This is a genomic window from Burkholderia sp. THE68 (assembly GCF_009938265.1).
Classification (GTDB): Bacteria; Pseudomonadota; Gammaproteobacteria; order Burkholderiales; family Burkholderiaceae; genus Caballeronia.
Map to the genome: position 1 here is coordinate 533,172 of NZ_AP022317.1, position 13,657 is coordinate 546,828.

The window sequence follows — 13,657 nt, forward strand, 5'->3', positions numbered from 1 at the left end:
AGCCCGGTTCAGGCGGAGACTTCCAGGTTCACGGCCGGCGCATGCAGCGTCCGTTCGATGACATGTGTCTTCGGCGCGCGATCGATCACGAGCCCGAGCACGTCCGGGCGGCTGTAGTGGCCGCGGGAATCCATCATGCGTTTGCGCTTGTCGATCTGCCAGAAGTCGAGATCCGCGATGATCTCGCCCTCTCCTTCACGCAAGGGCGCTCCGCCCATGAACTCTCCGTCCGGCGACACGATCGCAGTGAAGCAGCCACTCGAGATCGGGCCGATCTGCGTGGTGTTGGTATCCCGCAGAATCTGCTGTTGCTGCTCAGGGTTGAGCCATGCCGTTGCGTTCACGACGAACGCTCCCGCTTCGAGCGCGTGCTGACGAATGTTGACGGAGATCTGCTCCGAGAAGAGATCGCCCGCGAATGAGCCCGGATACATTGCCGAATGGATTTCCTCGCCGTCCGCCATCAACGCGTAGCGCGCGAGCGGGTTGTAGTGCTCCCAGCACGCAAGCTGACCGACCCGGCCCACGGCTGTATCGACCGCGCGCAAGCCCGAGCCGTCGCCCATTCCCCAGACCATTCGCTCGTGGTAAGTCGGCGATAGCTTGCGACGGCGCTGCACCAGCGTGCCATCCGCATCGAACAGCAACTGGGTGTTGTAGAGCGTGCGGCCATCGCGTTCGTTGACGCCGATCGACACCACCATGCCGGCCTGACGCGCGGCTTCACCGATCGCATCGGTCGTGTCCGACGGAACCGTCACGGCCTGTTCGAGGAGCTTGTAATGCTCGGCCCCCATGGCGAACGGCGATTCGATAAACGAGAAATACGGGTAGTAAGGAACGATCGTTTCGGGGAAAGTCGCGAACTGCACGCCCTGCTGTCCGAGCTCCAGAATCTTGCGGACAACTTTTTCGACGGTACCTTCGCGGCTATAAAGAACGGGCGATATCTGGACGGCTGCGGCGCGGATGATTTTCGACATGTCGTCGTTTCCTGGCGGAGAAAGAAGTGCTTGTACCTTAGCTCCGCATGCCACTAGCATGTAGGTCGTTGTTGCCACCATTTGCGCCATCGGCCGCACGGGGGAATCGACTCGCGCGCCTGGCAGGAGCAGGTATGCATCAGATCGGCTTCATCGTGCCGCAGAGATTCCAGCTCATGAGCCTCGCGGCGCTCACGGCATTCGAACTCGCGAACATGCCGCCACGAGGTCCGTGCTACGAGATTCATCTGCTGTCGCCGCAGGGCGGCCCGCTCGAATCGTCGAGCGGAATGACGCTGCAAACCAGGGCATTCGGAGAGCCGGCATTCGATACGGTCATCGTGGGCTCGATCACGGAGCTCAGGATTCCTCCATTCGACCCGGCCTTGATCGCGTTCGTGAAGGAAGCCGCGAAAGCGTCGCGACGCGTGGCTTCCATCTGCAGTGGCGCATTCGTGCTTGCCGAAGCGGGACTGCTGAATGGCCGGCGCGCGACCATGCATTGGGCGCACGCGTCCGAGTTCAGGGCACGCTTCCCGGATGTCGTAACGGAAGAAGACCGGATCTTCATCAATGACGGACCGATATGGACATCGGCAGGCATGACGGCCGGGATCGATCTCGCCCTGGCTCTGCTCGATAACGACCTCGGACCCGATGCCGCCAAACTGGTGGCCCGCCTTCTCGTCATGAACCAGCGGCGGCTGGGCGGACAAAAGCAGCACTCGGCCTTGCTCGACATGACGCCGAAGTCGGACCGGATCGAGTCGGTGCTCGGACACATACGACGCAACCTGCGCAATCCGCTCACCATCGAGGAACTCGCGGACGTGGCCAATCTCAGCCCCCGGCAGTTCAGCCGCGCGTTTCTGGCGGAAACGGGTCAGTCTCCGGCGAAGGCCGTCGAACAGCTTCGGCTGGAAGCCGCGAGATTCATGATCGAGCAAGGCCGGCATACGATCAACGTGGTCGCGCAGGAGACGGGCTTCGCGGACAGGGAGCGCATGCGTCGCGCGTTCGTACGGACGTATGGCGTGCCCGCCGATGTCCTGCGCAGGAACGCGCGGCGGGAGAGCGCGGTTTCGGTCGAATGACAAGCTCGACGGGACGATAACGATGTGTCGGAGCGTGTCAGGAACTATTTTTCAGGGATGCCAAGTTTCCACGCATCAACCCGCCAACGCACCGACTCGCTCGAAGATGGCGCCGCGTGGCGCCGGAGGCTCGGCGATCGGCGCATAGGCGAGCTTGCGCGCTTCCTTCGCGCCGATGCCAAAGGCACGCATCAGCGCGAACATCGACTGCTCGGCGTAATCGGCGGGCGCATCGGCGGATAAAAGCGTTTCGATGCCGTACATGATCGAGCCAAGCGCGATATCGCGCGCGACGACCAGATCGGTCACGTCGAAGCGGCCCGCATCCAGCGCCAGTTGCAAATCCCGCGTGAGGTACTCGTCGAGCAGGCGTCCACGCGATCCCCGCTTCGTGCCCACCCGCGTGATGAACGCGCCCCACAGCGGATAGCGCGCCGCCATCCCCATGTAAAGACGCGAACCCACGACCACGCGTTGCGCCGGATCATCGATCGCGCGCACGAGCGGGTCGAGGATCGCGAGCACTTCATCGCTGCTTTCGCCCGCCACAGCCGACAGCAGTTCCGCGGTCGTGCGGAAGTAGTTGTAGAACGTCCCGCGCGCGACCCCCGCCGCGGCAATGAAATCGTCGATCGTCGGGGCATCCGCGCCCTTTTCCGCGAACACACCCAGCGCGCTTTCGATGAGACGGATGCGCGTCTTCTCCCGCCGCTGCGCTCCCACGCGGGTTCGGTGATTTTCGGTCGATTCTGTGTCTTCCATGGGCTATCCCGTTGATCTGGCTTGATTTTAGCAGCGCGTGCCGCGTGCGGGTTTGTCCTGAGTCGATTCATATTGACGATATTGTCAATTTGCATAGAATTGGAACTGACACATTCGTCAATATGAGATTCACGCAAACCCGAGGCGCTTTGCCTTCGGGTCCAAAGGAGGCAGATATGCGTTTCGTCAGTTTCGAAAAGGATGGCAAGGCAACCCTCGGCGTACGGGATGGCGATCACGTGCGCGTCGTCGGTGACGAGACACTGGAGTCGCTTCTCGCGCGCGGCGTTCGTCTCGATGAGTACGCCGCAACTCACGCGACGGAAGACAAGGTGCCTTCCGCCGGCCTGAAATACCTTCCGCCGCTGCAGAAACCGCCCAAGATTGTTTGCGTCGGTCTGAACTACGCCGATCACACCAAGGAAAGCAACTACGAACAGCCCGACTACCCGACCCTGTTCCTGCGCGTCAACACCAGTCTGGTCGCCCACGAGCAACCGATGATCCGCCCATGCGTCGGCGATTCAGCGGGCCTCGATTACGAAGGCGAAGTCGCGGTCGTGCTGGGCAAGGGCGGCCGTCACATCGCGAAAGAAGACGCGCTCTCGCATGTCGCGGGTTATGCGCTCTTCAACGATGGCTCCGTGCGCGAGTATCAGTTCAAGACGCCGCAGTGGACCGTCGGCAAGAATTTCGATGGCACGGGCGCATTCGGTCCCGATCTCGTCACCGCCGACGAACTGCCCGCCGGAGCGAAAGGCTTGTTGCTGGAGACGCGCGTGAACGGCGAAGTGGTCCAGTCGGCGAGCACCGACGACATGGTCTTCGACGTCGCGACGCTCATCAGTGTCATCAGCGAAGCCATCACCCTCGAAGCGGGCGATGTGATCGTGTCCGGCACGCCGTCGGGCATCGGCTGGGCGCGCACGCCGCGCCTTCTGATGAAAGCGGGCGACGTATGCGAAGTGTCGGTCGAGAGAATCGGCACCCTGCGCAATGTCATCGCCGACGAAGCAGCGCGTTGATACCTCATCCACGAAGCCGGCCGCAGAGCCGGCGCTCATCGGACATGGAGACACGGTCATGAGCGACCCAGCCGTAGCATCCGCATGCGCAAGTGTTCATTCGATCGATCACTTTGCCCTCAACGTTCCCTCGCTCGCCGATGCAGAGCGATTCTTCAGCGCCTTCGGCCTCGATGTGACCGCGACAGCCGAAGCAATCGAGTTGCGCGCAACCGACGGGCATCGCTGGGCGCGCATGCTCCCCGCGTCGGCAAAGTCGCTGGCGTATCTGAGTTTCAATTGCTTCGAAAAGGATTTCGCGGCGATCCGCGAACAGGTTGAGACGACAGGCGCGGACCTGATCGCATCGCCCGATCAAGGCTTCTGGTTCCGCGATCCGGACGGCAACCTGATTCAGGTCAAGGTCGGCCCGAAGACGACGCCATCCGGGAAGCAACCGTGCGTCGTCGCATCGAGTCACGCGGACGAGCGCGGCGCGCACACGCGTTCAGCCGCGCAAACCGTGCGGCCACGGCGTCTCTCGCATGTGCTGCTGTTCTCGCCCGACGTTCTCCGCGCGCTGGCGTTCTATGGCGAGGCACTCGGCCTGCGTCTGTCGGACAAGTCGCTCGACATCATCGCATTCACGCATGCGCCGCACGGCAGCGACCACCATCTGCTCGCGTTCGCCAAAAGCAGCGCGCGCGGCTGGCATCACGCGGCGTGGGACGTCGATGACGTGAACCTCGTCGGCCAAGGCGCCTCGCAGATGGCCGCGGCCGGTTTCGCAAAGGGCTGGGGCACGGGCAGACACGTACTGGGTTCGAACTATTTCCACTACGTGCAGGACCCGTGGGGCTCGTTCTGCGAGTACTCCGCCGACATCGATTTCGTGTCTGCCGGCCAGACATGGCCCGCTGGCGACTTCGCGCCGGAAGACTCGCTCTATCTGTGGGGCCCGCCGGTCCCCGACGACTTCATCCATAACACCGAAGCCGGCGTCGTTTCACAAGACTGATCGCTTCACACCCATTGCATCGATTCGATGGCTGCCGGATTCATCCGGCGCCAGGGCACAACTCGTTCATTTTTCCGCAGGTGAACCGAAATGACAGATCAAACCATCCTCGACGTCGCGATTGTCGGATACGGACCGGTCGGGCAATCTCTTTCCATTCTGCTCGGAGAGCGCGGCTATAACGTGGCGGTCTTCGACCGCTGGCCTTCGCTGTATCCGCTTCCGCGTGCCGTCTTTCACGATCACGAGATCCGCCGCGTGTTTCATGCAATGGATCTTGGACAAGAGGTCCAGCGCATCTCGCAACCGTCCTCCAAATACCAGTGGTTCAACGCGGACTGGAAAACGCTCGTCGAGATCGACTGGTCCGCGGAATCGATCAGCGATGGACCGGTGGGTTACCTTTTCAATCAGCCCTCGCTCGAAGCGCTGCTCGACAGCAAGGCCAAATCAATACCGAATGTCTCGGTGCAACAGGGCTGGGAAGCGACCGGATTGCGGCAGTTGTCCGACTGCTGCGAACTGACCCTGCGCCGCGGCGCGATGGACGGCGCGATCTGGCAGCCGACCGGCGAGACGCAGACGGTGCGCGCGCGCTATGTCGTCGGGGCGGACGGGGCGAACAGCTTCGTTCGAAAGTCGCAAGGCATCGAGTTCGACGATCTCGGCTTTCAGGAAGACTGGCTCGTCATCGATCTTCAGCCCAACGATGGCGTGAAGCTCGACGTGCCCGACATCGGCCAGTGGTGCAATCCTGCGCGCCCGACGACGATGGTGCCGGGCGGCCCCGGCTACCGCCGCTGGGAGTTCATGCGTCTGCCGCACGAATCGATCGAAGACCTGCAAAAGCCGGAGAAGGTGTGGGAGCTGCTGTCGCCCTGGGTGACGCCGGAGAACGCGACGCTCGTGCGCCATGCCGTCTACAAGTTTCGCTCGCTGATCGCAAGAAACTGGCATAGCGGCCGCGTGGTGCTCGCTGGCGACGCTGCGCATCAAATGCCGCCGTTCATGGGGCAGGGCATGTGCTCCGGTATCCGCGACGCATGGAATCTCGCCTGGCGCTTCGACCTGATCCTGAAGGGCCTGGCTTCGGACCGGGTGCTCGAAGGCTATACGCCCGAACGTCGGCCGCAGGTGCGTGCCGTGATCGATGCGTCCATCGCGATGGGTCAGGTCGTGTGCATCTCCGACAAGGACGAAGCGGCCCGCCGCGACGAAGCGTATCTCGCAGGCGACATACCCGCGCTTGCGCCCTTCCCCGGCCTGACCGATGGCCTGATCTGCAAGGACCCCGCATTCGCCTGCGAGAGCGTGGCTGGCTTGCTGAGCGTTCACGGTCAGGTGAAGAACCTGGGCGAGGCAACCCGCTACGACGACACCATGCCCAACGGCTTTCACGTGATCGCGCTCGACGCGCATCCGAACCGGTACCTCGACGCGCAGGACAAGGCGGCGCTGGCGGCCATCGGCGGGCATTCGATCGGCATCACGACCGACGCCGACAAAGCCGTCAAGGATCGCGTGCTGTTCGATGTCAGCGGCAAATACAAGCGCTTCTTCGACGAACACGGCGTCAAGGCCATCGTCGTGCGTCCCGACTACTACATCTTCGGCGGCGTGAAGACGCTCGAACAACTGCCGGCGTTGCTGACCGATCTCGTGTCGCGGCTTTCGATCGACGAACACACGGAAGCGGCTCTTTCCTGACTCGAATAGAAACTGACTGGAGGAGAACATGAGAAAGACACTGTGCGCGCTGGCTGTTGCATGCGCGCTCACGCCGCACGCTCACGCGCAAAGCAGCGTAACGCTGTTCGGCATTCTCGACGTCGGCGTGAGCTATGTGAGCAACGAGAACGGCAGCCACAATTTCAAGGCCGACGATTCGATCTGGACGCCCAGCCTCTGGGGCATGCGCGGCGTCGAAGATCTGGGCGGTGGTTACAAGGCCGTGTTCGAACTCGCGTCGCAGTTCTCGGTGAACAGCGGCGCAGGCATCCCGGGACCGAACGCCGACTTCAACCGGCAGGCTTTCGTCGGTCTGTCGAAGGACGACGTCGGGCGCATCACGTTCGGTCAGCAATACAACCTGATGGCGGATTTCCTCTTCTTTCCGCCCGCGAAACTGGACGGAGCCTTCACCTATGGCGGCCTCTACAACATGCGCCAGGGTCCGTTCGCCGCGCTCGGCATTCCCCAGAATCCGACCGGCTCGTTCGACTTCGATCAGACCGGCGGTACGTCGCGCGTGTCGAACTCGATCAAGATCGTATCGGCCACTTTCGCGGGTTTGAGGCTCGGCGCGCTGTACGGCTTCGGCAATACGCCCGGTTCGTTTTCCGCGAACAACACGATTGGATTCGGCGTGAACTATGCGATCGGCAACTTCGGTATCGCGGCGGCTTACAACGAAACGAAATACGCAGCGCTGAACGACGGTCACGACGGGATTCGCAACTTCGGAGGCGGTCTCAGCCAGACCATCGGTGACGTGTATCTCAATGCGCTCTACACGAATACGCGCAATACGCTGACGGGAGGCGTCGTGCAGGCGGTTCAGGTCGGAGGGCTGTACACGTTCATGCCGGATATCCGCTTCGGCGCGAACTATCAGTACATGAAGGGCAACGCGCAACTGAGCCACAACAGGGCACAGCAGGTCACCAGCGTCGCGCAGTATCTCCTGTCCAAGCGCACCACGTTGTACGCCGAAGCCGTCTACCAGTGGACGGGCGGCGATGTCGAAGGCGGACATAACGCCTGGATCAACGGTGCGGGACAGTCGAGCACCACGCATCAAATCATCGGCCGCCTCGGCCTGCAGACTATTTTCTGACACGCGCTTATCAATCTGGAGATTGCAAACATGGAATACAACACCGGTTCGAGGTGGGATACCGCCTATGAGTGGAAAGCCGTGGCCTTGCTGTCGCTGGGCTTTGGACTGGTCGGCATCGACCGGTTCATGATCATGCCGCTCTTTCCCGTCATGATGACGGAACTGCATCTCGACTATCAGGACCTCGGACACATCACCGGCGCGCTCGCCGTCGCGTGGGGCGTGTCGGCGATGTTCATGGGCAACCTGTCCGACCGCGCGGGCCATCGCAAGGTCATCATTCCGGCGATCATCGTGTTCTCGCTGCTGGCGGGCCTGAGCGGACTTGCGACGGGCGTCGGCTCGCTGATCCTGATTCGCGCGGTGATGGGCTTTGCCGAGGGCGCGTACACGCCTGCCAGCATCATCGCGACGCTCGACGCATCGAAGCCGACGCGCCACGGGCGCAATATCGGCATTCAGCAGATGGCGTTGCCTCTCTTCGGTCTGGGCATCGCGCCGATCCTCGTGACACAGCTGCTCAAAGTCTTGCCGTGGCACTGGATTTTCGCGGTGGTATCGATTCCGGGTTTGCTGGTTGCTTACCTGATGTTCAAGGTGCTGCGCGACACGAAGGCTTCATCCGCTGCACAGCACACCGCCACACACGACGCCACCAGCCACAAGTGGACCGACGTCTTTCGCTACCGCAACATCTCGTTGAACATCGTCGGCATGCTGTGCTGGCTCACGTGCCTCGTCGTGCTGAGCGCGCTTTTCCCCAGCTATCTGATCGACTATCTTCATCTGAGCATGCAGCAGATGGGTTATGTGCTCTCGGCAATCGGTTTCGGCGGCACGCTCGGCACGCTCGTCATGCCCGCTCTCTCCGACAAGCTCGGGAGAAAACCGGTCATGATCTTCTCCGTAATCGGTGCGGCGCTCTTTCTGCTTCTTCTCATGTGGACCGGTGCGAATCCGACGTTGCTGTTCACTTACCTTACGCTCACACTGCTGTTCGTCTTCAGCATGATCACCCTGACGGTGGGGCCGTTGAGTGCGGAATCGGTGCCGGCGAAACTGATGTCGACGGCTTCGGGTCTGGTGGTCGGCATCGGAGAAGTGTTCGGTGGTGGACTCGCACCGGCGATCGCGGGTTATATCGCGAAGCACTTCGGCATTCAGTACATCATGCATCTCGGGCTCGCCGCGCTCGCGATCGGACTTGTCGTCGCGCTCTGCCTGAAAGAGACGGCACCGGCTCGGAAGCGCGTGCAGGCGCCGGCCGTCGCATTGGACTGATGCACGAATTTCACCGTTACGTCGTATAAAGCGTGACCAGAAAGATGGTGAATCGATAACCAAGAACGATCAGACCCGCCACCAGTGCCATTGCCACGGCCTGAACGACTCTCGCTTTACCGCGCGAGCCGAAGACGGGTTTGATCGCAAGAAAGATATAGCCTCCGCAGAAGCAGAGATTGACGACCGACAGAAGGTTGTCGATGAATGGCGAACTGAGTCCGAGTCCGCCCAGGTGAATATCGATGGCCGCGACGGCCAGCGCGAGCGAGAACACCAATAGCAGGAACGCGTAGAGATGGAGAGAAAAATAGACAAAGGTGACGAACGGCTTGCGCGAGCGTAGAAAGATCATCCGCAACGACAAAGCGAACGGAACCACCATGAGAATGATCAGCGACTTGGCATTGAGCACCGCCGCACGGTCGAACGTTGCCGTGTACTGCGCCACGTCCGTCCGCAATCTCGCGACGCGCTCCGCCACCAGCGAGCGCGCCAGCGGACTCCAGTCCTGATGATAGAGATGAGACTCCAGCGTCGAGCCGAACACCTGCGTGTCGGTCAGGGACTGCAACGCGAAAAAGAACGCATTTGCGACCAGGAACAACTGGAACGGCGGCACGAAAGGCATGCGCTTTCCATTCAGATGCGCGACCGTCAGCTCGCCTGGATGACGCAGCAGAACCCAGAACGTACGCAGCAGTCGTCCGTCGATGCTCGTCGCCGCGTGCAGTACCTTCGCGCCGATCCCGCGCAACGTCAGATCGGGAGGCCGAAGCGGGCTTTCGCCGCACATCGGGCAAAAAGGTGTGGTGACATGATGGGCACACGTCGGACATATCCAGGGTTCGGTCGCAGGCATGATGTCCTCCATTGGACCGGTCGTACACCTACCCTTCATCGCTAGAGGCGCAATCCCCGGCTCTTGAGACGGTACACCAGTTGCGGCCGTGTGATGCCGAGCGTGCGCGCCGCCGCCGACAGATTGCCGTCGGCGCGCTGCACCGCGCTCCTGAGCAACGCAGTTTCGATATCGTCGAGCGATGTGGGCTCCACATCGCCGCCGATTCCCAGCAGCAGGCTGTTGACCTTGCGCGTAACACGCTCGACCTCGTCGCCACCCGCATCGTCCGCGCGTGCCGACAACGCGTGCGACGCCATCAGCGACCCATCGTCGCCGATGCCGAACGTCTCCGTCACGATGCTCTCGCCGCTCGTGAAGAGATGGCCGATATCGATCGCACCGCCGTCGTTGGCGAGAATCACGCCCCGCTCCACGATGTTCTCCAGCTCGCGGATATTCCCCGGCCAGCCGTAGTTCAGCAGTGCATCGAGTGCGCGCGGCGTGAAGCCGGTGACATCGCGCTCGTGCCGCTCGCGATATCTGCGCAGCATGTGATTGAGCAGAACCGGCAGATCCTCGCGGCGCTCGCGCAGTGAAGGGACGCGAATCGGGAAGACGTTCAGCCGGAAGTACAGGTCCTCGCGAAAGCGCCCCGCACGGATTTCATCGCGCAGATCGAGGTTCGTCGCGGCGACCACGCGCACATCGACGCGCTTCGTCTCCGTTCCGCCGACGCGCTCGATCTCGCCCTCCTGCAGCGCACGCAGCAGCTTGCCTTGCGCGGTCATGCTGAGTATGCCGATCTCGTCGAGAAACAGCGTGCCGCCGTGCGCGCGCTCGAAGCGTCCGGGGCGGCTTTGCGTGGCATCGGTATAGCCGCCCTTGTCCACGCCGAAGAGTTCGGATTCGACCAGCGCCTCGGGAATCGCCGCGCAGTTCACCGCGACGAACGGGCCGTCTCCGCGCGCGCTGATCCGGTGCAGCGTGCGCGCGCACACTTCCTTGCCGACGCCGCTCTCGCCGAGGAACAGCACCGTCGCGCGCGTGCCCGCGACACGCTTGATCATGTGGCATACCGCGTTGAAGCCCGGCGATGCGCCGACCATGTTCACGTCGCCGAACGCGCCTTCGCTCGCCGCGCCCGATGCGGACAGTCCTTTGGTGAACGTCTGCGCCTGCATGAAGCGCAGATCGTCGGCGGCTTCCTCGCCCCATTCCTCCACCGGCTTGCCGATGATGCGGCAATGCGGCTGGCCGAGCGCGCGGCATTCCACTTCGCGATAGAGAATCGGCCTTCCCATGAACACGCTCGTGTAACCGGCCGCATAGCCGAGCTGCGTCCAGCACACCGGCTCCGCGCCGATGCCGTAGATGCGTACGTGCTCCTCATCCTCCGCACAGTTTTTCCAGATGAATTCACCGTAGTACTGCCCGCGCTCGACATCGATCTCGAGGCGCACCGGCTCGACCATGGTCATGCCTTCGAGCATGTGCAACTGTGGCCCGACCGCGAACATTTCCGTGATGGTGTTCTCGGGGCGAACACGCCGCGCGAGCTCAGCATCGCGCGCGCCGGAGTTATAGCCCATGCGCGTGAGCAGTCCGCGCGCGGCGTCGATGCCGAGACTCTCGATCAGCTCGCGGCGCATCGTGCCCATCGCGCCGGTATGCACGAGCAGCATGCGTTGTTCGTCGAGCCAGATGCGCCCGTCGCCGGGAGAGAAGTGCAGGCGCGACATCAGATCGGCGATGTCGGGATAGCGAAGACTGTCGACGGGACCGCCCTTGGGCGCCACCATCGACAGGCCTTCCTGCTCTTTCAAAGGCGCTTTCTCGCGGCGTGGCATTGCGCGTGTCTCCTGCCGTGGGGATGTTTTCATGGCACCACGATAGGCGATGTGCGCGTGCCGCGCAATGCCGTGGCGTCGTCATCGCGCGCGGTACTAGTGTGATCCCTGATGCGGATTTGATCGAATCGCCGCGCGGCGAATCACGCGCTTTTCGAGCATTTCATCAACTCGATTCCGTTCGTGGCCGCACGCCGCCGCGTGCCCGCGCAGACATGGCAATGCCCCGAGAGCCGCGCCCCATGCGGCTATCGCCGCGATCGCGTACGCCGATCCCTTCGCCTGCAACGATCGACTGGCATGCCTGTTGCCTTATAGGGAGCGCACACCGGTTCTCGATCAAATCGTTCATCGATCCGGGCCGGCGGCGAACACAAGACCCAAGGAGACAGCGATGCAATTGCCCGCCTATGCGCGGCCACCGCGCGCATTCGACATCACCCGGCGCTTCGTGCGCTTCAGGGAGCAGCGCGACGATGGCTTCGTCGAGTTCGACTTCTCCATCGGCGATCCGGCGCTGAGCGTCGAACTGGTGATGCCGCTGCGCGAATACCAGTCGTTCTGCCGCGCGAATCGCGTGATCCATCTGACGCGCGACGAAGGCGCGCAGCTCGATCTTGATCAGTCGAAGTGGCGTTACGGACAGCCCGGACTCTCTGAATGATTTCCGAACCGAAGGAGTGACGAATGCAGATCGACATCAAGACTTCAGCAGTCGAGCAGGTGCGGCAGACCTTCTCGCATGTCGCGCGCCGGCTCGGCGCGGACAAGCCCGCGTCGCGTTATCAGGAAGCGACATTCGACCTTCAGCCCGAGGTCAATTTTCATTATCGCCCGCTGTGGCAGCCGGAGTTCGAGCTGTACGACAAAGGCCGCACGGCAATCGTGATGAACGACTGGTATGCGTTCAAGGACCCGCGCCAGTACTACTACGGCGCGTACACGACCACGCGTGCGAAGCAGCAGGAGACGATGGAGAAGAACCTCGAGTTCGTCGCGAAGCGCCGTCTGCTCACCGATCTCTCCGACGAAGCAAAGGCGCATATCGCCACGCTCATGGTGCCGCTGCGTCACGTCGAATGGGCGGCGAACACCAACAACTGCTTCGTGACCGCTTACGGCTGGGGCACGGCCATCACGCAGGCGACGATGTTCCATTGCATGGACCGGCTCGGCATCGCACAGTATCTGTCGCGCATCGGGCTTGCGCTCGACGGCAATCAGGGCACGTCGCTCGTGGAAGGCAAGCAACGCTGGCTCGACGATCCGATGTGGCAGGGCCTGCGCCGCGTCGTCGAAGACACGATGGTCGTGAAGGACTGGTTCGAAACCTTCGTCGCGCAGAACGTCGTGCTCGATGGCCTGCTGTATCCGCTCGTGTACCGGCACATCGATGAGCGCATCGCGCGTCTGCACGGTCCGGGACTCGGCATGCTCAACGAGTTCGCGAGCGCATGGTTCGACGAGACGAGCCGCTGGGTCGACGCGACCATCAAGACCGCCGCCGCGCAATCGCCGGCCAACGCGGCCTTGCTCGCGCAATGGACCTCGAAGTGGCGCGGCGCGGTGCTCGACGCGTTGAAGCCGCTCGCAATCGTTGGTCTCGATGACGACGCGCATCACGCGCTCGAAGCGATCGCGCAGGCGTTCGACGCGCGCATGGCGAAACAGGGCGTGGAGGTGAGCCATGGCTGATTCCGTATTCATCGCGTTGCAGGCCAACGACGATTCGCGGCCGATCATCGAAGCGATCGAAGCGGACAACCCGCACGCTGTCGTGAGTCATTTTCCGGCAATGGTCAAGATCGACGCGGTCGGCAGGCTCGTGATCAGGCGCGAGTCGATCGAAGGGATCATCGGCCGCGACTTCGACCTGCGAGAACTGCAACTGAATCTGATCTCGCTCGGCGGCAACATCGACGAAACCGACGACGAATTCATCCTCGAATGGACAGCCTGAGCGGCGACATAAGGACTAAGGAGAC

Annotated in this window: 13 protein-coding genes; 9 read left to right on the forward strand and 4 right to left on the reverse strand. The window is 62.3% G+C overall.

Going from position 1 to position 13,657, the window contains the following annotated elements; genetic code table 11:
* Positions 1-8 precede the first annotated feature (8 nt).
* Positions 9-983, reverse strand: a complete 975-nt coding sequence (locus BTHE68_RS23745) for a nitrilase-related carbon-nitrogen hydrolase (RefSeq protein ID WP_162068739.1) — start codon at positions 981-983, stop codon at positions 9-11.
* Positions 984-1,117: 134 nt separating this feature from the next.
* Here BTHE68_RS23745 and BTHE68_RS23750 point away from each other — a divergent pair, with 134 nt between their 5' ends.
* On the forward strand, positions 1,118-2,077 hold the full coding sequence (locus BTHE68_RS23750; protein ID WP_162068740.1) for a GlxA family transcriptional regulator: 960 nt from the start codon (positions 1,118-1,120) through the stop codon (positions 2,075-2,077).
* Positions 2,078-2,152: 75 nt separating this feature from the next.
* Here BTHE68_RS23750 and BTHE68_RS23755 read toward each other — a convergent pair whose 3' ends face one another.
* Entirely contained in the window at positions 2,153-2,839 is a 687-nt protein-coding gene (locus BTHE68_RS23755; RefSeq protein ID WP_162068741.1) for a TetR/AcrR family transcriptional regulator, read from the reverse strand.
* A gap of 176 nt (positions 2,840-3,015) precedes the next feature.
* Between BTHE68_RS23755 and BTHE68_RS23760 the strand changes: the two genes are divergently transcribed.
* The 5 genes from BTHE68_RS23760 (at position 3,016) to BTHE68_RS23780 (ending at position 8,981) form a co-directional block, all read left to right on the forward strand.
* Positions 3,016-3,864, forward strand: a complete 849-nt coding sequence (locus tag BTHE68_RS23760; RefSeq protein ID WP_162068742.1) for a fumarylacetoacetate hydrolase family protein — start codon at positions 3,016-3,018, stop codon at positions 3,862-3,864.
* Between the two features lie 58 nt (positions 3,865-3,922).
* Positions 3,923-4,861 carry a VOC family protein gene (locus tag BTHE68_RS23765; RefSeq protein ID WP_162068743.1) on the forward strand — a complete coding sequence of 313 codons (939 nt, stop codon included), beginning with the start codon at positions 3,923-3,925 and terminating at the stop codon, positions 4,859-4,861.
* 90 nt (positions 4,862-4,951) lie between these two features.
* A complete protein-coding gene (gene mhpA, locus BTHE68_RS23770; protein WP_162068744.1) occupies positions 4,952-6,568 on the forward strand; it encodes a bifunctional 3-(3-hydroxy-phenyl)propionate/3-hydroxycinnamic acid hydroxylase MhpA in 1,617 nt (538 codons plus the stop codon).
* Positions 6,569-6,596: 28 nt separating this feature from the next.
* Entirely contained in the window at positions 6,597-7,697 is a 1,101-nt protein-coding gene (locus BTHE68_RS23775) for a porin (protein WP_162068745.1), read from the forward strand.
* Between the two features lie 30 nt (positions 7,698-7,727).
* A complete protein-coding gene (locus BTHE68_RS23780; RefSeq protein WP_162068746.1) occupies positions 7,728-8,981 on the forward strand; it encodes an MFS transporter in 1,254 nt (417 codons plus the stop codon).
* A 16-nt stretch (positions 8,982-8,997) separates the two neighbouring features.
* On the opposite strand, the gene BTHE68_RS23785 is transcribed toward BTHE68_RS23780, so the two are convergent.
* Entirely contained in the window at positions 8,998-9,843 is an 846-nt protein-coding gene (locus BTHE68_RS23785) for a DUF3667 domain-containing protein (protein WP_162068747.1), read from the reverse strand.
* A 41-nt stretch (positions 9,844-9,884) separates the two neighbouring features.
* Complete coding sequence (locus BTHE68_RS23790; protein WP_162069167.1) at positions 9,885-11,624, reverse strand: sigma-54-dependent Fis family transcriptional regulator; 1,740 nt, start codon at positions 11,622-11,624, stop codon at positions 9,885-9,887.
* 442 nt (positions 11,625-12,066) lie between these two features.
* On the opposite strand from BTHE68_RS23790, the gene BTHE68_RS23795 reads away from it, so the two are divergent.
* The 3 genes from BTHE68_RS23795 to BTHE68_RS23805 are packed head-to-tail and all read left to right on the forward strand — an operon-like array spanning position 12,067 to position 13,632.
* The gene (locus BTHE68_RS23795) at positions 12,067-12,336 is read left to right on the forward strand and encodes a phenol hydroxylase subunit (protein WP_162068748.1); all 270 of its coding nucleotides are present in this window, start codon (positions 12,067-12,069) and stop codon (positions 12,334-12,336) included.
* Between the two features lie 23 nt (positions 12,337-12,359).
* Positions 12,360-13,367 (forward strand): aromatic/alkene monooxygenase hydroxylase subunit beta, encoded by a 1,008-nt coding sequence (locus BTHE68_RS23800; protein ID WP_162068749.1) that lies wholly within the window; start codon positions 12,360-12,362, stop codon positions 13,365-13,367.
* Positions 13,360-13,632 carry an MmoB/DmpM family protein gene (locus BTHE68_RS23805; protein WP_162068750.1) on the forward strand — a complete coding sequence of 91 codons (273 nt, stop codon included), beginning with the start codon at positions 13,360-13,362 and terminating at the stop codon, positions 13,630-13,632. The genes BTHE68_RS23800 and BTHE68_RS23805 overlap by 8 nt, the downstream gene beginning before the upstream one ends.
* Positions 13,633-13,657: the final 25 nt, after the last annotated feature.

What these genes read in the sequence shown, in the direction of transcription:
- BTHE68_RS23745 (WP_162068739.1), bottom strand. Translation starts at nt 983, where the DNA reads ATGTCGAAAATCATCCGCGCCGCAGCCGTCCAGATATCGCCCGTTCTT.
- BTHE68_RS23750 (WP_162068740.1), top strand. Translation starts at nt 1,118, where the DNA reads ATGCATCAGATCGGCTTCATCGTGCCGCAGAGATTCCAGCTCATGAGC.
- BTHE68_RS23755 (WP_162068741.1), bottom strand. Translation starts at nt 2,839, where the DNA reads ATGGAAGACACAGAATCGACCGAAAATCACCGAACCCGCGTGGGAGCG.
- BTHE68_RS23760 (WP_162068742.1), top strand. Translation starts at nt 3,016, where the DNA reads ATGCGTTTCGTCAGTTTCGAAAAGGATGGCAAGGCAACCCTCGGCGTA.
- BTHE68_RS23765 (WP_162068743.1), top strand. Translation starts at nt 3,923, where the DNA reads ATGAGCGACCCAGCCGTAGCATCCGCATGCGCAAGTGTTCATTCGATC.
- mhpA (WP_162068744.1), top strand. Translation starts at nt 4,952, where the DNA reads ATGACAGATCAAACCATCCTCGACGTCGCGATTGTCGGATACGGACCG.
- BTHE68_RS23775 (WP_162068745.1), top strand. Translation starts at nt 6,597, where the DNA reads ATGAGAAAGACACTGTGCGCGCTGGCTGTTGCATGCGCGCTCACGCCG.
- BTHE68_RS23780 (WP_162068746.1), top strand. Translation starts at nt 7,728, where the DNA reads ATGGAATACAACACCGGTTCGAGGTGGGATACCGCCTATGAGTGGAAA.
- BTHE68_RS23785 (WP_162068747.1), bottom strand. Translation starts at nt 9,843, where the DNA reads ATGCCTGCGACCGAACCCTGGATATGTCCGACGTGTGCCCATCATGTC.
- BTHE68_RS23790 (WP_162069167.1), bottom strand. Translation starts at nt 11,624, where the DNA reads ATGGTGGCGCCCAAGGGCGGTCCCGTCGACAGTCTTCGCTATCCCGAC.
- BTHE68_RS23795 (WP_162068748.1), top strand. Translation starts at nt 12,067, where the DNA reads ATGCAATTGCCCGCCTATGCGCGGCCACCGCGCGCATTCGACATCACC.
- BTHE68_RS23800 (WP_162068749.1), top strand. Translation starts at nt 12,360, where the DNA reads ATGCAGATCGACATCAAGACTTCAGCAGTCGAGCAGGTGCGGCAGACC.
- BTHE68_RS23805 (WP_162068750.1), top strand. Translation starts at nt 13,360, where the DNA reads ATGGCTGATTCCGTATTCATCGCGTTGCAGGCCAACGACGATTCGCGG.